Raw genomic sequence first — 16,359 nt, 5'->3', positions numbered from 1 at the left:
CGGATACGATCTGGCCCCGATGGACACCGAAGCACGGCAGCACATGGAGCGCGACCGTTCCCCTCGCCCTTCCGGCGACGAGGTCTCCGAGGAGATCTCCGGCACAGGAGGGCGTGCGGAGCGGTCGCGTTTCGCGTGGGTGGACCGGGCCACCGCGTGGGTACCCGGTGGTGGATACACCCTGACCGTGCTGATCTGCCTGCTTTTTCTGGCGCTGTTCAGCAACTTCGTGATGCAGCCGTTCCAGATTCCCAGCAGCTCCATGGCCGACTCATTGAGGATCGGGGACCGCGTTCTCGTAAATAAGTTGGCGTACCGTTTCGGATCTGATCCGCAGCGCGGTGACGTCGTCGTGTTCGACGGCACCGGCTATTTCGGGAACGCCGACTACGTCAAGCGCGTTGTCGGCGTGGGGGGAGACCGGGTGGTCTGCTGCGACCAGGAGGGGAGGCTTGAGGTGAACGGCCGGTGGGTCGACGAGTCGTCGTTTCTGTACCCGGGCGACAGTCCGTCGAACGTGCCCTTCGACGTGGTCGTCCCCGAGGGCAGACTGTTCCTCCTCGGCGACCACCGCAGTGACTCCAGTGACTCCCGCGACCGTCTGGGGGCGCCCGGCGGCGGCATGGTCCCCCTCGGCTCCGTGATCGGCAGGGCCGACTGGATCGCCTGGCCCGCGGGCCACTGGGCGCGTCTGGACCGTCCGGACGCCTACGCCCGGGTCCCGGCCGCCGGCGGTGCGCATGGGTAACCGCGGCAGGCCGCGCGGTGCCGCTCCCACCACCGCCGCCGAGAACCTGCTGCCCACCGGTCTGCGGCGGTCCGGCGGGGCCGCCCGGCCGAGCCGGGTCGAACGGCGCAGACTCGCCCGCCGGATCAAGCGGCGCAGGCGCCGTTCCGCGGTCAAGGAGATCCCGCTCCTCGTCGGAGTCGCCGTCCTCATAGCCCTGGTCCTCAAGACCTTCCTCGTCCAGGCGTTCGTGATCCCGTCGGGCTCCATGGAGCAGACGATCCAGATCGGCGACCGCGTCCTGGTCGACAAGCTCACGCCCTGGTTCGGCTCCGAGCCCACCCGCGGAGACGTCGTCGTCTTCAAGGACCCGGGCGGCTGGCTGGAGGGCGAGCAGACGACGGCCGCCGGCGAGGACCCCGTCGTCATCAAACAGATAAAGGAGGGCCTGCAGTTCATCGGCCTCCTTCCGTCCGACGACGAACAGGACCTGATCAAGCGGGTCGTCGCGGTCGGCGGCGACACCGTCAAGTGCTGCGACACCCAGGGGCGCGTCACCGTCAACGGCATGCCGCTGGACGAGACGGCGTACATCCACCCCGGCAACCAGCCCTCGACGCAGCAGTTCCAGGTCACCGTGCCCCAGGGCCGCCTGTGGGTGATGGGCGACCACCGGGAGAACTCCGCGGACTCGCGCGCCCATCAGAACGACAATTCGAAAACGGCGCAGTTCGGCGGTACGGTCCCCCAGGACGCCGTCGTGGGCCGTGCCGTGGTCATCGCCTGGCCGGTGGGCCACTGGGGCCAGTTGGAGGAGCCGGACACGTTCTCGGCCGTGCCGGGCGCGTCGACCACCGCCCTCGGCCCTTCGCATAGGGTGGCGTCCGCGGATCGAAACGGATCGATCCCTCTCCCGACCCCTGCGGAACTCCCGCTCGTTATGGGAGTGGTGGGCCTGCACCGGCTGTGGCGCGGGCGGCGGTACGGAGTGAGGAGTGGATGTGGGGGATTTGGCGGTCGGCGCACGGTCCGGACACGGTGGTTCCGAAGATCGGCCGGAGCGATCCGACGAGGCGGCTTCCCCGGCCGCGGAGAACGTGGAGGGCACCGTGAATTCCGAGGGTTCCGCCGATTCCGGGAATGACTCCCCGGGCGCGGCGGACGGCGGCGAGGACGCCCGCACCTCGGCCGACGACGGGGACCAGCAGACGAGGCCCAGGAAGAAGCAGCGTTCCTTCTGGAAGGAGCTGCCGATCCTGGTCGGCATCGCCCTGGTGCTCGCCCTGCTGATCAAGACCTTCCTGGTGCAGGCGTTCTCCATCCCGTCCGACTCGATGCAGAACACGCTGCAGGAGGGCGACCGGGTCCTGGTCGACAAGCTCACCCCGTGGTTCGGCTCCGAGCCCGAGCGGGGCGAGGTCGTCGTCTTCCACGACCCGGACGGCTGGCTGAACGGCGAGCCCACCCTGGAGCCCAACGCCGTGCAGCGCGTCCTCGGCTGGATCGGCCTGATGCCGTCCGCCGAGGAGAAGGACCTCATCAAGCGGGTCATCGGCGTCGCCGGCGACACGGTCGAGTGCAACGGCACGGGCCCGCTCAAGGTCAACGGCAAGGCGCTCAACGAGCCGTACGTGTACCCGGGCAACACCCCGTGCACGGTCGACGACACCGGCGGCCAGTTCAAGGTGAAGGTACCCGAGGGCAAAATCTGGGTCATGGGTGACCACCGGCAGAACTCGCTGGACTCCCGTTACCACCAGAACGACAGCAACAAGGGCATGGTCCCCGTGAGCCAGGTCGTGGGCCGCGCCATCGTGGTCGCGTGGCCGCCCACCCGCTGGTCCACGCTGCCGATCCCCGACACGTTCGACCAGAACCTGAGCGCCGCCGCTCCCGGCGCGCTCGGCCTCGCGGGCGCGGTGCCGCTGGTGCTGTGGCGTCGGCGCCGCCTGTCGGCCGCCGAAAGCCCGAGGGTTACCGGCAGGGGTACCGCCGGGTAGGGTGCCGTCCCAGATCGCCGATCTTCCACGGCCCGCGAGGGGCCAGGACGGTCGATTCTCCGACCTGGGAGCACTGGGATGAGCGGGACGGCACATCGTACGGACGAGGGCCACGGACGGCTCGGCAGCAAGCTGTCGGGACTGGCCGTGGCCCTCGGCTGTGTGCTCTTCATGGGCGGCTTCGTCTGGGGAGCGATCCTCTACGCGCCCTACACCGTGCCCACCGACTCCATGTCCCCCACCATCACCTCCGGGGACCGGATCCTCGCCGAGCGCGTCGACGGCGCCGAGATCAAGCGCGGTGACGTGGTCGTCTTCCGGCAGGAGACCTGGGGCAACAGCCCCATGGTCAAGCGGGTCGTCGCGGTCGGCGGGGACACGGTCGCCTGCTGCACCGAGGGCAAGCTGACCGTCAACGGCAAGAAGATCGACGAGGGCTATCTGCCCCCGGGCGAGGACGCCGAGCTGACCGGCATCCCCGAGATCACCGTCCCCAAGGGCCGGCTGTTCCTCCTCGGGGACGAGCGCAGCGGCTCCCTGGACTCCACCGCCCACCTCACGGAGGCCGGCAACGGCACCGTGCCGCGCACTCATGTGGACGCGCGCGTGGACGCCGTCGTGTGGCCCATGGACGGCATGCTGGCCCGCCCCACGGGCTTCGAGAAGCTCGGTGCGCTCTCGTCCCCCGGCCCGCTGCGGCTGATCACCGCCGCGCTGGTGGTGGGCATGGTGCTGGTCCTGGGCGGCGGGGCCTACGGGCCCGTCGCCAAGCGGCTCGGCGGCCGCCGCCGCGGGGCGCAGTCGGAGCCGGCCGTTGTCGGCTGAGGACACCTACGAGGGCGGGCTGCGCCGGGTGGCCAGGGTGATCCTGCTGGACCCCCGGGAGCGCATCCTGCTGCTGCACGGGCACGAACCGGACGATCCTGCCGACGACTGGTGGTTCACACCCGGCGGCGGCGTGGAGGGCACGGAGACCCGCGAGGAGGCCGCCCTGCGGGAACTCGTGGAGGAGACCGGGATCACGGACGTGGAACTGGGACCCGTGCTCTGGAGGCGCCGGTGCTCCTTCCCCTTCGCCGGACGGCGCTGGGACCAGGACGAGTGGTACTACCTGGCCAGGACCACCGATACGCGCCCGGTGGTGCCCCTCGACGCGGGCCTCACGGAGCTGGAACGACGCAGTGTCGCGGGAGCGCGCTGGTGGACGTGCGGGGAACTGGCCCGGGCGCATGAGACGGTGTACCCGACCAGACTCGCCGAACTGCTTCGCACGCTGCTCGACGAGGGTCCCCCGGCCAGACCCGTGGTCCTCGACACCGAAATCGTCTAGGGGCTCGCGGGACTGGCGCACAATGGTGGGATCGCACGGCTGAAGGGGAACATGCCATGAGCGCCGAGGACCTCGAGAAGTACGAGACCGAGATGGAGCTGAAGCTCTACCGGGAGTACCGCGACGTCGTCGGTCTGTTCAAATACGTGATCGAGACCGAGCGGCGTTTCTACCTGACCAACGACTACGAGATGCAGGTGCACTCGGTCCAGGGTGAGGTGTTCTTCGAGGTGTCGATGGCGGACGCCTGGGTGTGGGACATGTACCGGCCGGCCCGGTTCGTGAAGCAGGTACGCGTGCTCACGTTCAAGGACGTGAACATCGAGGAGCTGAACAAGAGCGATCTGGAGCTGCCGGGCAGCTGAGTGCTCGGCCGACGGGTGCGCGCGGCGCGATGTGAGGGGCGGCGGGGGCCGGAGGCGTCATTCGTGTGGGTGACGGAGTTATCCACAATCGGCCGTCTGTCCACCAAGATCAACTAGCGGGCTGAGCTGCCCTCAGTGTTGGCGCCGGAGGTGGTGCCGACATGAACAGGGCACGAGGTGCACTCGGCAGGTACGGCGAGGAGCTGGCCGCGCGGCGGCTGGCCGAGGCCGGGATGACGGTCCTGGAGCGCAACTGGCGCTGCGGCAGGACCGGTGAGATCGACATCGTGGCCCGCGACGGGGACGCGCTGGTCGTCTGCGAGGTGAAGACCCGCAGGGCCGGCTCCTTCGAACATCCGATGGCGGCCGTCACGGCCACCAAGGCGCGGCGGCTGCGCGGCCTCGCCGAACGCTGGCTCCAGGAGCACGGAGGGAGCCCACCGGGCGGCGTCCGCATCGACGTCGTCGGCGTCGTCCTCCCCGACCGCGGTGCCGCCGTCGTGGACCATGTGCGGGGGGTGGCGTGATGGGATTCGCCCGCACGTGCTCCGTGGCCCTCGTGGGGGTCGAGGGCGTCGTCGTCGAGGTGCAGGCCGACCTGGAACCGGGCGTGGCGGCCTTCACCCTGGTGGGGCTGCCGGACAAGAGCCTCACCGAGAGCAGGGACCGGGTCAGGGCCGCGGTGGTCAACTCGGGCGCCGAGTGGCCGCAGAAGAAGCTGACGGTGGGACTCAGCCCCGCCTCGGTCCCGAAGGCCGGCAGCGGGTTCGACCTGGCCGTCGCCTGTGCGGTCCTCGGCGCCTCCGAGCGGATCGACCCGAGGGTGCTCTCCGACATCGTGATGATCGGGGAGCTGGGACTCGACGGCCGGGTCCGGCCGGTCCGGGGCATCCTGCCCGCCGTGCTGGCCGCCGCCGAGGCCGGATACGAGCAGGTGGTGGTGCCCGAGTGCGCCGCACCGGAAGCCTCGCTCGTGCCCGGCGTCTCGGTCCTGGGCGTGCGCACCCTGCGGCAGCTGATCGCCGTGCTGGCGGACGAACCGGTGCCGGACGAGGAACCCGACGAGGGCCGCCCGGACCCCCTCCTGGCGGGCCTCCGGCTGCCCGGCACGGGGGCCGCCACCGGGATGCACACCACGGGAGCGGCGCAGCAGGACCTGGGCCACGACCTCGCCGACGTCGTCGGCCAGCTCGCCGCGCGGACCGCCGTGGAGGTGGCGGCGGCGGGCGGCCACCATCTCTTCCTGGAGGGCCCGCCCGGCGCGGGCAAGACGATGCTCGCCGAGCGCCTGCCGGCGATCCTGCCCACGCTGACCCGGGCGGAGTCGCTGGAGGTCACGGCCGTCCACTCGATCGCCGGTCTGCTGCCCGTGGGGAAGCCGCTGGTGGACGTGGCGCCCTACTGCGCCCCTCACCACTCGGCCACGATGCAGGCCCTCGTGGGCGGCGGTCAGGGCGTCGCCCGGCCGGGTGCGGTCTCCCTGGCACACCGCGGGGTCCTTTTCCTCGACGAGACCCCCGAGTTCGGCAGCCAGGCCCTGGACGCCCTGCGCCAGCCGCTGGAGGCGGGGCACGTCGTGATCGCGCGCAGTGCCGGAGTGGTCCGCTTCCCGGCGAAGTTCCTGATGGTGCTGGCCGCCAACCCCTGCCCCTGCGGTCGTTTCTCGCGGACGGACGACCTGTGCGAGTGTCCGCCCGCGGCGGTCCGCCGGTACCAGGCACGGCTGTCCGGTCCGCTGCTGGACCGGGTCGACCTGCGGGTCGAGATCGACCGGGTCACCCGGTCCGAACTGTCCCGGAGCGGGGCCCGGGGCGAGTCGACGGCGACCGTGGCCGATCGCGTGCGCACGGCCAGGGAACGGGCGGCCGCACGTCTGCTCGGGACGCCCTGGCGCACGAACAGCGAGGTGCCGGGGCGCGAACTGCGCAGCCGGTGGCACGCGATGCCGGGCGCGATGGACGAGGCCGAGCGCTGCCTGGAGCGGGGGGTGCTGACCGCTCGGGGCCTGGACCGGGTGCTCCGTGTCGCCTGGACCGTCGCCGACCTCGTCGGCCACGACCGCCCGGACGCGACGGATGTCAACCTGGCCCTGCAACTGCGCACCGGCGTCTCGCGCGGTGTGCCGATGACCATCGGGGCCCTGGTATGAGGGCCGCGCACCGGGCCTCGTGGACGGGGGAGTCATGAGCGCCGCCGCGTCGCACACCGAGCGGCGCGACCGGGCCTTCCTGGCCCGTGTCCTGGAACCCGGGGACGAACTCGGTGGGCGGTGGCTGCGGGAGTTCGGCGCGAGTGAGGTGGCCCGCAGGATCTCGTCCGGCCGACGGCCGCTGCCGCACGCCTCGGAGAAGCGGTGGGCGGGACTGTGCGCCCGCGCCGGCCGCGCCGACCCCGAGGGGGACCTGGTCACCGCGCGGGAGTGCGGAGTCCGGTTCCTCGTGCCCGGGGACGCCGAGTGGCCCGGCCCGCTCGACGACCTCGGGGACGGGCGGCCCGTGGGGCTCTGGGTGCGGGGCAGGGCCCATGTGCGGATGTGGGCGCTGCGGTCCGTGGCCGTGGTCGGGGCGCGGGCCTGCACGGAGTACGGGGCCCATATGGCGGCCGCGCTGGGGGCCGGGCTGGCCGAACGCGGATGGGTGGTGGTGTCCGGCGGCGCCTACGGCGTGGACGGGGCCGCGCAGCGGGGCGCGCTCGGGGCCGGCGGGGCGACGGTCGCCGTGCTGGCCTGCGGGGTGGACCGGCCCTACCCCAGGGGGCATGCGCAGTTGATCGGCCGGATCGCGGAACAGGGCCTGGTGGTGGGGGAGTTGCCGCCGGGGGCGCATCCGACGCCGAGCCGGTTCATCCTGCGCAACCGCGTCATCGCCGCTCTCACCAGGGGGACCGTGGTGGTGGAGGCGGCCCACCGCAGCGGCGCCCTGGTCACGGCGCGGGCGGCGCAGCGGTTGGGCCGGTTCACGATGGGGGTGCCCGGTCCTCTTCCCGGGGGTACCGCTCTGGCTCCGATCCGGTTCCGGGTGGCCATCGCCGCGTAGGCCACGGACGGCCACGGGAGCGCACGGAGACGCCCTGCCGGTACTCGCCGCCCGGCAGGGCGTCTCTATGTCCATAGAGAGCGACGGAGACCCCACGACGGCCTATGCCGTGGCCCTGAGGCTGAGCAGATGGGAAATTCTGGTGCGCACGGGGCGCAGCGTGCGGGACGATTTACACATGACCGTAAATATCGCAGAGCTCAACAGGCTGGCAGTGCTTGGCCTGGAGGCTCTGACCAACTTGCTGGCCAGCGGCACTGCTGACCAGCATGCTCCTGCCACCGAGGACAGCCGACCCTTCCAGATCGGCTGGGGCATGGTGGCAGCTCTTCACCGCCAGGCCGCAGCAGTGGTCGTCCTGCATAGCCAGGGACTTGGCCACGAGGCCGCACCCAACCGGCGTCTGATGGTTGAGTACGTTGCTCATCTTCAGTGGCTCGTCAGAGACGGCGAGAACGCCGTGGACTCCATGAACAAGGCGCACCAGTTCAAGCACACCGGCCTTCGCAAGGCTGCGGACGATGGCGGGTACCAGTACGACGCAGAGGCAGCCGACGCCGTACGAGACGCGGTGATCCCGAGCAACCCGGCCAACACGTACAACGGCACCAGCAACCTCCTTGGCAGCCTCGGCGGTGGGCTGCTTGAGTCTTGGCTTGGTGAGACGCAGCTGTCGCACGCCACCCTCACGGCGGCCGGGAGCTTCTACGAGGAGACGGATGACGCGTTCAGGCTGTTCCTCGCCCCGACGTACGGCAGCATCGAAGGCGACCCCATGGAGAAGTCGCCGTACGTCGCCTTCTTCTTCCTGTTCTTCGGGATGATCGCGTTCAACAACCTGATGGTCGGCTCGCCGTGGACGAATGACCTCAAGGCCATCGGTGACGCGGCCGGTCTCGCCGGAGCGATCTGACCCAGTTGCCGCCTTCCGCAGCACGAGGCCACGGGCGGTGCCTCCCGTGGCCTCTCGTGTGCCTGCCGGGCCCGGTGCCCCAGGGCGGGGTCTCGTGCGCTCCGAGACCCCACGGAAGCCCGGGACGACCTATGCGGCGGCAGGCGGCTCCTCGCTGGTGGCCGGAGGGATCGCCGGGGGCGGCTGCTCCTCGGTCTCCTCGGGCTGCGGGGCCTCGTCGTTCTTCTTGGTCAGCCGATCCCACGCATCGCGTGCGCGTCCGGCGGAGTCGAAGACGTCCGGGAGCTGGTCGAGCACACCCTTCAGGACGTACAGCGTGATGGTCACCACGCCAGCGATGGCGAGAATGATGATGGTGATGGCGGTGCCGTCCACCGATCCTTACCTTCCCTGTCATGGGTCGGATCGGGTGCGCAGGCAGCCTCGATCCGAACCCTACGGTTCGGACCGAGACACCCGCGCTGGACGCACTACACGCAAAAGTGTTCTCGGGTGGGCCATCTGCTGGCCCGGGTTGTGCAAGTCATACGTCTTTGGGAAGTCGGCCCCGTCTTCACAGCTTGGTGCGTCCAAGCCCCCTTCCATCCAGAGGGGGGCTCACCAGCTCCAACGGGGCGGTGTCCTAGTTCCCGGTATCCACCAGGTCGCCTAGGTGCGGAGGCCGCGTAGCGGTTCCTCAAGGCAAGATGGTAGCGCAGTTGCAGATAAGTAGCGTGTCAGCGCATAACTGAGCCCCACCCCGGTCGAGTTGGGGTGGGGCTGATGGTCGGTCAGGTCAGTGCCGGTCGGGGGTGCCGTTGCCCTGGCAGCGGTGGCATTCGCAGAGCGGCCACCGGTCGTCGAGCAACGGCAGGTTCGGCATGGAGTCGACCGACCACTCGCGCGCGCTGACCTCGCGCATCTCCTTGGTCGCGGCGTCGTACGTGTACACCCGAATGCTTAACCCTGCCATGGGGCCCCCTCGTCGTCCTGACCAGCAGGTATCGCGATATCGCAGAGTACCGCGAGATTGCGATATCGCCTAACACTGCGGTAGCGAGGGTTACCGCGTGATCGTACGGTCAAAGGGTGAGTGTCGATCTTGACCGTTCTCGTCCGGTCTGGCGTCAGGTAGCCGAGGTCATCAGTAAGCGGATCGCCGACGGGACCTATCCGCCGGGCAGCCGCGTGCCGGGCATCGTCGAGCTGAGCGCAGAGTTCGGCATCGCCGCCAGCACCGCTCAGAAGGCCCTCGCGCATCTGCGCGACACTGGTCAGGTGCGTACCGAGTTGGGCTTGGGCACGTTCGTCGCTGACTCGTAGAAGTCCGACTCGACCTCAAGGTGCCTGGCCGTGTTTCCCGTCAGTCAGCATCGGGGGAGTCTGTTCGCCATGCGGCTCTTACACATTGAGGTCTGGATCGGCAACGGGTGGCAGCGCGTCACGCGGCTCGACGGCAAATCGCAGTACCTTCCGCCCGAGGACGGCAGTTGGGACGATGATCTGCGGACTGAGTTGGACGCGTTCCTGAAGGCTGACCCCGGCGTGTTCTGGGTCGAGACCACCGGCAGCCCGGAGGGCGTGCTGTTCGGCCCCGGGGTCCCTCGGCTGTTCCGGCTGGCGCCCGCCCACTAGCGCGTCGGAGCCCCGGAGTGGTGATCTCCGGGGCTCCCTCGCGTTCACAGCACGCCGAGCGATGTCAGCGTGAACAGGCACAGCGTCAGCGACCCGGTGAAGGCGCCGCCGCCGTACAGGAAAGCGGGGCCCTTGGGGGTGTTCGGCTTGTGCATGATGAGCGCCGCCACGATGGCGACGATGATGGAGAACAGGAAGCAGATCAGGAAGATCAGCACCTTGACGCCGAGAGAGAGGTTCAACGGTCCGAGTACCTTTCCGGTGATCGGACCGGGTATCAGACCTCAGCCCGACCACCACGTGACATACGTGTGGTCTTGCTGAGGCCCACCGACGTTTAGGCTCTCGTGCCCTGCCAGGGCTGTTGTGGACGGCTCCACCCTCTTCAAACTAGTTCTCCAGCAGCAGCCCCTTACGGAACCGCCCCCTCACGACACGGCCCGGGGTCCCTTTCATAAGGGGACCTCACTAAGACAGCCGATCTACCCGGAACGTCGGCACCGGGCTCATGAGTTCATGTACGGCGTCAACTGTAGCCGAAGCAGAAGGTGTTACTGACCCTCGCGCCGTGCGAAGCCCGGGACGGTATCTCCGGGGGCCTCGTGCTGGCGGGTACGGCCGGACGCCCCGGGCGGGGGTCTCGTGCGCTCCCGTACCCCACGGGAGGCCGCCGCTGGGTATGCCCACACCCGCAGGCCAGGCCGCCGGACGCCCGGCGTCATGTTGAGACCCCAGGTATGCGCCGGCCGTCACCTCCCGTGTTGAAAATCGTCACGTCTCGTAGGTGCAGACAGAGGGTTCCCGACCTGCAAGGAACTTGCTCCACACGCAAATTGCACGGGCCTGAAATCCCGTGCTCTCCTGGGAGTAGGCCGGGCGGTACGCCAGGGTCCCGCTACGGCGGTTGAGACCCAAGTCCCCGGTGTGTTCAGCACCCTTCCTTGCCCACACCCCGACGGGACTTTGCCATGCCTGCTTTCGAGTTCGACCCCGCTGCGGTCCGGGAAGTCCGGCGCGAGCGTGGAGTGACCCAGGTCGAGCTGGCTGACGCCATCAAGCGCAGCAACACCGCCGTGTCGATGTACGAGAACGGCCGGTCGACGCCTCCGGTCGAGACCCTGGCCATGATCGCCAGCGTCCTTGGCGCACCGATGGAGCGCTTCATCAAGGCGGCTGCGTGATGGACCTCAAGGACGCGCGCCCCATGACGGAGTCCGAGCGTAAGCGGCTCCTCCGTCTGCTCTTCGGCAAGCAGCAGCCGAAGTAGCCCATCCCCGAACACAGCTCAGCCCCCGGTCCTGGCGACCAAACCGATCCGGGGGCTGTGTGGAGAGGTACCACGATGAGCAGCACCACCACGAAAGCACGGGATTTGGCGGCCACGCAATCCGCGCTTGAAGTGCCTCAGCACGACACTGACCGGGCCGCGTTCTTCGCCGCTCTCGGGTTCGGCGTCTTCCCCATGGTCAACAACCACAGCAAGCGGGCTTACCCGCTGGACTGGCCGAACATCGCCATGACCGACCCCGAAGAGGTCGAGGAGTTCTGGCGGTCGTTCGCACCGTCCGGGTGCACCAACATGGGCCTCACGCTGGCCGGGTTCACGGTCGTCGACGTGGACCCTCGGAACGGCGGCACAGCATCGCTGGCCAAGCTCGAACCCGAATACGAGCCGCTCCCCACCACCCGCACGCATCACACGGCGTCGGGGCCGGACAGCCTCCACTTCATCTACCGCGCCGACCCGGACCGCCCGCTCAAGAGTGACGAGCTGGACGCCGGGCGGTTCCCCGGTATCGACATCAAGACCGGCCGAGGTGCGCTCATCATCGCGCCCGGTTCCGTGATCAATGGCCACCGGTATCAGGTGGTCAACCCGCGCGAGGCCGCCCCCGCCCCTCCGTGGCTCTACGAGATCCAGCAGGGCACCCGGCACCCGGCGGCCACCTCCGTGCGCTCCCGTACCCCGTCCCGGGCCTCCGCTGGCCACTCCCGGGCGGCCACGCTGGCGGAACTGCGCGCACTGCCGCCGGACGACCCAGGCCGGGGGAACGGCTGGCTGACGAAGGTCGCCGGACACCTCGCCCGCAAGCACACCGACTACCCCGCCTACCTTGATGAGCTGCGCGAGATCGACGGCGAATCCGAGGTGCCTCACGACAAGGACAACTTCATGAAGACCGCCGAATCGATCTGGGACCGCGAGCAGGCCAAGCCCGCTCCGAAGACCGACGAGCCGCCGACTTCCGGCCGGTTCGAGCCGACCCACCTTGGCGAGGCCCGGCGGCTGCGCGACTGGTTCGGCGAGGACCTTCGTTTCGTCGCCGGTCGGGGCTGGCTCGGGTGGGACGGTCGGCGGTGGGTCCAGAGCCCTTCACAGGTCTACCGCGCGGTTCACGAAATGTCCGACCGGATGTTGATCGAGGCGCGAGCCCTGCCGGACGACGACGAGAAGAGGGGCGACCGCATCGAGTACGTGCGGAAGCTCCAGAAGTCCTCCAACATCCGGGGCGTCATCGAGCAGGCGAGCCACCTGGCCGACCTCCAGGCGTCCGGCCGGACCTTCGACGCCGACCCCTACAAGCTGCTCGTCGGCAATGGTGTGGTGGACCTTAAGACGGGTGAGCTGCTGCCGAACCGGCGCGATTTCATGATCACCAAGGGCACGACCATGGACTACGACCCCAAGGGCGAGTGCCCGAAGTGGGACGCGTTCTTGAAGTGGGCGTTCAAGGGTGACGCCGAACTCGTCGACTACGTACAGCGGATGGTCGGCGAGATCCTGATCGGCCACAACGACGGCCAGCGTGCCTACTTCCTGTACGGACCCGGCGGCAACGGCAAATCGCAGCTAATCGACGTCATCGGTGGCGTGGTCGGCGACTACTACACCCAAGCCCTTCCCGACCTCCTGACGGCCCAGGCTGCGGCCACCCACACCGAGGCGGAAGCCAACCTTGCCGGATCGCGCATGGTGTCGATCTCGGAGACCCGCAAGGGCCAGATCCTGGACGAGTCCCGGTTCAACCGACTGTCCGGCGACAAGATCCAGCGCGCGTCACACAAGGGCGAGAAGTCGTTCGAGTTCCCGACCACCTTCACCATGGTCATGTACGGCAACATCCGGCCGACGATCCCCTTCACGGAGGGCGTGCGCCGACGGGTCAAGGTGATCCACATGGACGCCAAGGTCAACCCGGCTGAGCGCGTGGACAACCTGTCCGGCCTGCTGCTCGCCCAGGAGGGTCCGGCCATCCTGGCTTGGGCGGTCCGAGGCGCGGTCCGGGTGGCGTCCGGCGAGCGTGCCGACGACCCGCCGACCGTGGCCAAGGCGGTCAAGGACTGGCAGAGCGAGAACAACCCGTTCGGCGACCTCGTGACGGACGGGTACCTCCGGGTGAACCCCGAGGGCCGGATCTCGTACTCCGACCTTTGGGCCGCCTACGAGATCTACCGGGCGCATGGTGGACGTGAGTTCGCCAAGAACCGAACCCAGCTCGGTGACCGGCTGATCGAGTGGGCCAACGTCGAGCAGATCGAGGGCATCGAGCGACCCGCCAACGCCATGAAGTTCAGCGGTAAGCGCGAGCGCGGGTTCAAGGGCATCGAAACCACCCTGCACGCGGCCTGACCAGCGGCGGAGAAGGTACACAGTACACAGCCGGTACACAGTCTCTCCCGGGGAGTCCGCACGGAAGATCTCCGGAGATCTACCCCCGGAGGGGTGTGTACCGGCTGTGTACTGTGCACCCCCTCTTGGCCTTGTGACGAGTCGTGATCGATCTCAATACGGGAAGTAAGGCCGGCGGTGACCTTGCGGCCAACATGAGTGAGCCCCGGCCGGTACATCATCCCGACCGGGGCTGCTCCCTCGGGCGAAGAGGCAGGCGGCCAGCACCTACATCACGCACCACCCAGAAAAGCACCCCGGAAAAGGCCCGTCTATCTTGCGTTGAACGCAAGGCCGGATGGGTATTTCAGAGGCCCATATGTGGGGGCTTTAATTGGGGTATGGACAGGGCGAAAACGAGCCCGGTGTTCTCAGCTCAGAAGCTGCGTCAAGTTCGCCACGCCCGAGGGTTGAGTCAGGGGCAGGTGGCCGCACGAATGGGCACCAGCGGCCTCTACATCAGCTACTGGGAAAACGGCCGGTACGCGCCGAACGGCGTGAACATGGTGCTTCTGCTGAGGGCTCTCGGATGCGAACTGGAGGAGGTGACCGAATGAACCGCACGGTCATCGCTGAGGAATGGCGCAAGATCCCGGGCTATGACGCCCAATACGAGGTGTCGAACTTCGGGGAAGTGCGGAGCTGGGGACCGAAGGCCAAGGGGCGAAAGCTGGCACTCAGGGGCAGCCGTGACGGATTTCCTCGGGTCAGGGTGTTTTGCCCGGACGGCAAGATGCGACCGCGCATGGTTCACCTGCTCGTGGCGCTGGCTTTCCCGGAGGAGGAGAAGTGACGGCGGTACCGGTGGGCGAACAGACGTGGCTGATCGGTCGCGTCGGCAACGAGGAATTGGCCAGCGAAGTGGTCGGCTGGTGGATGGACGAAGAGGGCGTGACCCCGCTGACGGCCGGGAAATGGAGCGGCTGTCGAGAGGGCGAGGTCTTCAAGGGAACGGCGCTGGATGCGGCGAAGGTGGCCGTCCTGCGCAAGCTGGAAGAGGTGGCCGAGCGGTGCACGACGCCGGAAGCGCTGGCGGACCTGGCCAAGATCGCCGACTGGGTCACCGACTGGCAGCCGGGAGGCCCGGGGCTGAGCCTGGGGGGCGGTAATGGCGGCTGAGCTGATCCCATTTCAACCCGAACCCGAACGCAGAATGGGCAATGGGGGGTCCGGCGAACTACCGGATGGCCTCACGTACGAGGAAAGTCAGATCCTCGAATATTGTCGCGAGGGCAAGGGGCGAAATGAAATCGCCAACCTGACGGGCTTGTCCACCTGGAAAGTCAGCACGGTTGCCGCAAGGCATGGCCACTACTTCGGCAAGGCGGCTCAATTCGAGTTGGCGGCACAGAAGCGAGTGGCCGAGATGCGTGAACGCAAACACCGGCTGGCTTTGCAGCTTCTCGACAACGCCGAGCTTTACGCCGACGCGTTGTCCGGGGTCGGCACGCCTAAGGACGGTCAGCTCGTGGCCAAGGCGTTGCGAGACATCCTCGAATCACACGACCTGCTTGCCGGTGGGGTGGACGAGGGCGAATCCGTTGAGGACGCCAAGGACGCCTTGATGGACCTGCGCGAGCAGGTACGCAAGGTGCGCGACGGATTCGAAGCGCAATACGGCGTTCCATTCGACAGCCCCGAGGCTGCCGAAATCATCAAGCGGAAAACACAGCAGGAGGAACAGCAAAATGACTGACGACCTGATGATCCGTGCCCGGCAGGCTCTCGCCGACGAGGAGTCCGCGCGGCTCCTGGCCAAGGCCGAGGAGCTGGCCAGCGGCGACGAGCGCGCCCGGCTGGAGGACGCGCAGAAGGCCAAGCAGGCGCACGCCCGCGAGACGGCGGCCGTGGCCCTCAACACCAAGGGCATCACGCTGCCGGATCTGGCCCGGCAGTTCGACGCCGCCGTGACGGCCCTGGTCGAGCTGGCCCAGGCCGCCGACCGCCGTAACCGCACGATCGAGCAGCAGGCCGTGTTGATGGCTGCTGCCGACGCGCCCGAGGCACAAGGTCGGGGTGGCGGGTCGGTGGTGCTGGGCGACGAGATCCACTCGATCCGGGACGCGAAGCCGACCGAGCTTCTGGCCCGAGCGCTGGCCGTGGCCGCGAGCGAGGTCGGCACCCGGGACAACGGCGGATCGAGCCTCGTGACGTCCCTGCTGGCCTACTCCGGCCCGCTGGCCCGGCTCACCGCCGTGGAGCGCGCCCAGCGCTAGGCCCGTCGTGGGGCGGGACGGGGGTACGGACGGCCTCCCGTCCCGCCGGGGGCCCACGGGCCCGGCTGGCGCACGAGAGATCCAGGGAGAGCAGCCGGGAGCCGCAGCCAGAACGGTGCGCGGAACGGGTCTCAGCCCGCCTCTTCCGGGTGACCCTTCTCGGTCCGCTCGGATCTCGCCGGATCGGCTGGCCGGGTCGCCGGATCTTGCCGACCGAGCAACACCGAGACCCGGACCAGACGTTGAGGTCCGGCCCGGGTCTCGACCAGATCGGCCGGACGTTGCCGACCAGGCAAGCCGGGTCCGGCCCGACCGGCGGACCCCACTTGCCGACCACGCAAGGAGCTGGCCCAGATCCAGCACGCACGACACAGATGAACCCCGGACCTCACCGCCAAGCGAATTCCGGGGCTCACCTTCCGACCCGAATGAACCTCACCGTCTGAGGCCACCGTGTCCCCTCCAGGAAAGCACGCGGAGGCGGTGGCC

At 68.9% G+C, this 16,359-nt stretch carries 21 protein-coding genes and 1 pseudogene; 19 read left to right on the top strand and 3 right to left on the bottom strand.

Going from position 1 to position 16,359, the window contains the following annotated elements:
• Window positions 1-19: 19 nt before the first annotated feature.
• The 10 genes and pseudogenes from lepB (PYR72_RS15405) to PYR72_RS15360 all read left to right on the top strand — a co-directional run bounded on the left by lepB (PYR72_RS15405) (window position 20) and on the right by PYR72_RS15360 (window position 8,370).
• Entirely contained in the window at window positions 20-748 is a 729-nt protein-coding gene (lepB, locus tag PYR72_RS15405) for a signal peptidase I (protein ID WP_275455890.1), read from the top strand.
• Complete coding sequence (lepB, locus tag PYR72_RS15400) at window positions 741-1,871, top strand: signal peptidase I (RefSeq protein ID WP_275455889.1); 1,131 nt, start codon at window positions 741-743, stop codon at window positions 1,869-1,871. The genes lepB (PYR72_RS15405) and lepB (PYR72_RS15400) overlap by 8 nt, the downstream gene beginning before the upstream one ends.
• Window positions 1,837-2,727, top strand: coding sequence for a signal peptidase I (gene lepB / locus PYR72_RS15395; protein WP_275455888.1), 891 nt, complete (start codon window positions 1,837-1,839; stop codon window positions 2,725-2,727). The genes lepB (PYR72_RS15400) and lepB (PYR72_RS15395) overlap by 35 nt, the downstream gene beginning before the upstream one ends.
• 78 nt (window positions 2,728-2,805) lie before the next feature.
• Window positions 2,806-3,552, top strand: coding sequence for a signal peptidase I (lepB, locus tag PYR72_RS15390; RefSeq protein WP_275455887.1), 747 nt, complete (start codon window positions 2,806-2,808; stop codon window positions 3,550-3,552).
• Window positions 3,542-4,057 (top strand): NUDIX hydrolase, encoded by a 516-nt coding sequence (locus PYR72_RS15385; protein ID WP_275455886.1) that lies wholly within the window; start codon window positions 3,542-3,544, stop codon window positions 4,055-4,057. Before lepB (PYR72_RS15390) ends, PYR72_RS15385 begins: the two co-directional genes overlap by 11 nt.
• A 56-nt stretch (window positions 4,058-4,113) precedes the next feature.
• Entirely contained in the window at window positions 4,114-4,422 is a 309-nt protein-coding gene (locus tag PYR72_RS15380; protein WP_005311352.1) for a DUF2469 domain-containing protein, read from the top strand.
• A 161-nt stretch (window positions 4,423-4,583) separates the two neighbouring features.
• Window positions 4,584-4,949 (top strand): YraN family protein, encoded by a 366-nt coding sequence (locus PYR72_RS15375; RefSeq protein WP_013000400.1) that lies wholly within the window; start codon window positions 4,584-4,586, stop codon window positions 4,947-4,949.
• Window positions 4,949-6,571: a YifB family Mg chelatase-like AAA ATPase gene (locus PYR72_RS15370; protein ID WP_275455885.1), complete on the top strand. Its 1,623-nt coding sequence runs from the start codon at window positions 4,949-4,951 to the stop codon at window positions 6,569-6,571. The genes PYR72_RS15375 and PYR72_RS15370 overlap by 1 nt, the downstream gene beginning before the upstream one ends.
• Window positions 6,572-6,605: 34 nt before the next feature.
• Window positions 6,606-7,400: pseudogene (locus PYR72_RS15365) on the top strand (DNA-processing protein DprA); the annotation flags it as partial.
• 124 nt (window positions 7,401-7,524) lie between these two features.
• Window positions 7,525-8,370: a hypothetical protein gene (locus PYR72_RS15360; protein WP_275455884.1), complete on the top strand. Its 846-nt coding sequence runs from the start codon at window positions 7,525-7,527 to the stop codon at window positions 8,368-8,370.
• 129 nt (window positions 8,371-8,499) lie between these two features.
• Here the strand turns inward: PYR72_RS15360 and PYR72_RS15355 are convergent, their stop codons facing one another.
• Window positions 8,500-8,745 (bottom strand): hypothetical protein, encoded by a 246-nt coding sequence (locus tag PYR72_RS15355; RefSeq protein ID WP_275455883.1) that lies wholly within the window; start codon window positions 8,743-8,745, stop codon window positions 8,500-8,502.
• 400 nt (window positions 8,746-9,145) lie between these two features.
• Window positions 9,146-9,322, bottom strand: a complete 177-nt coding sequence (locus PYR72_RS15350; protein ID WP_275455882.1) for a hypothetical protein — start codon at window positions 9,320-9,322, stop codon at window positions 9,146-9,148.
• Window positions 9,323-9,438: 116 nt separating this feature from the next.
• Between PYR72_RS15350 and PYR72_RS15345 the strand changes: the two genes are divergently transcribed.
• Complete coding sequence (locus tag PYR72_RS15345; RefSeq protein WP_275455881.1) at window positions 9,439-9,672, top strand: GntR family transcriptional regulator; 234 nt, start codon at window positions 9,439-9,441, stop codon at window positions 9,670-9,672.
• Window positions 9,673-9,741: 69 nt separating this feature from the next.
• Entirely contained in the window at window positions 9,742-9,984 is a 243-nt protein-coding gene (locus tag PYR72_RS15340; RefSeq protein ID WP_275455880.1) for a hypothetical protein, read from the top strand.
• A gap of 44 nt (window positions 9,985-10,028) precedes the next feature.
• On the opposite strand, the gene PYR72_RS15335 is transcribed toward PYR72_RS15340, so the two are convergent.
• Window positions 10,029-10,226: a hypothetical protein gene (locus PYR72_RS15335; RefSeq protein WP_275455879.1), complete on the bottom strand. Its 198-nt coding sequence runs from the start codon at window positions 10,224-10,226 to the stop codon at window positions 10,029-10,031.
• A gap of 726 nt (window positions 10,227-10,952) precedes the next feature.
• Between PYR72_RS15335 and PYR72_RS15330 the strand changes: the two genes are divergently transcribed.
• The 7 genes from PYR72_RS15330 to PYR72_RS15300 all read left to right on the top strand — a co-directional run bounded on the left by PYR72_RS15330 (window position 10,953) and on the right by PYR72_RS15300 (window position 15,870).
• On the top strand, window positions 10,953-11,165 hold the full coding sequence (locus PYR72_RS15330) for a helix-turn-helix transcriptional regulator (protein ID WP_275455878.1): 213 nt from the start codon (window positions 10,953-10,955) through the stop codon (window positions 11,163-11,165).
• A gap of 161 nt (window positions 11,166-11,326) precedes the next feature.
• Window positions 11,327-13,615, top strand: a complete 2,289-nt coding sequence (locus tag PYR72_RS15325) for a phage/plasmid primase, P4 family (protein WP_275455877.1) — start codon at window positions 11,327-11,329, stop codon at window positions 13,613-13,615.
• 194 nt (window positions 13,616-13,809) lie between these two features.
• The gene (locus tag PYR72_RS42960) at window positions 13,810-14,211 is read left to right on the top strand and encodes a helix-turn-helix transcriptional regulator (RefSeq protein ID WP_343245561.1); all 402 of its coding nucleotides are present in this window, start codon (window positions 13,810-13,812) and stop codon (window positions 14,209-14,211) included.
• Window positions 14,208-14,447, top strand: coding sequence for an NUMOD4 domain-containing protein (locus PYR72_RS15315; protein ID WP_275455875.1), 240 nt, complete (start codon window positions 14,208-14,210; stop codon window positions 14,445-14,447). Before PYR72_RS42960 ends, PYR72_RS15315 begins: the two co-directional genes overlap by 4 nt.
• Window positions 14,444-14,773, top strand: coding sequence for a hypothetical protein (locus PYR72_RS15310; RefSeq protein WP_275455874.1), 330 nt, complete (start codon window positions 14,444-14,446; stop codon window positions 14,771-14,773). Before PYR72_RS15315 ends, PYR72_RS15310 begins: the two co-directional genes overlap by 4 nt.
• Entirely contained in the window at window positions 14,763-15,350 is a 588-nt protein-coding gene (locus PYR72_RS15305) for a hypothetical protein (protein ID WP_275455873.1), read from the top strand. The genes PYR72_RS15310 and PYR72_RS15305 overlap by 11 nt, the downstream gene beginning before the upstream one ends.
• Window positions 15,343-15,870, top strand: a complete 528-nt coding sequence (locus PYR72_RS15300) for a hypothetical protein (protein ID WP_275455872.1) — start codon at window positions 15,343-15,345, stop codon at window positions 15,868-15,870. Before PYR72_RS15305 ends, PYR72_RS15300 begins: the two co-directional genes overlap by 8 nt.
• Window positions 15,871-16,359 lie beyond the last annotated feature (489 nt).

This window comes from Streptomyces sp. VNUA24 (genome assembly GCF_029167005.1).
In the GTDB taxonomy this organism is placed as follows: Bacteria; Actinomycetota; Actinomycetes; order Streptomycetales; family Streptomycetaceae; genus Streptomyces; species Streptomyces scabiei.
Note: the sequence above shows the minus strand (reverse complement) of the source record. Positions and strands in the feature narration are given on the sequence as shown.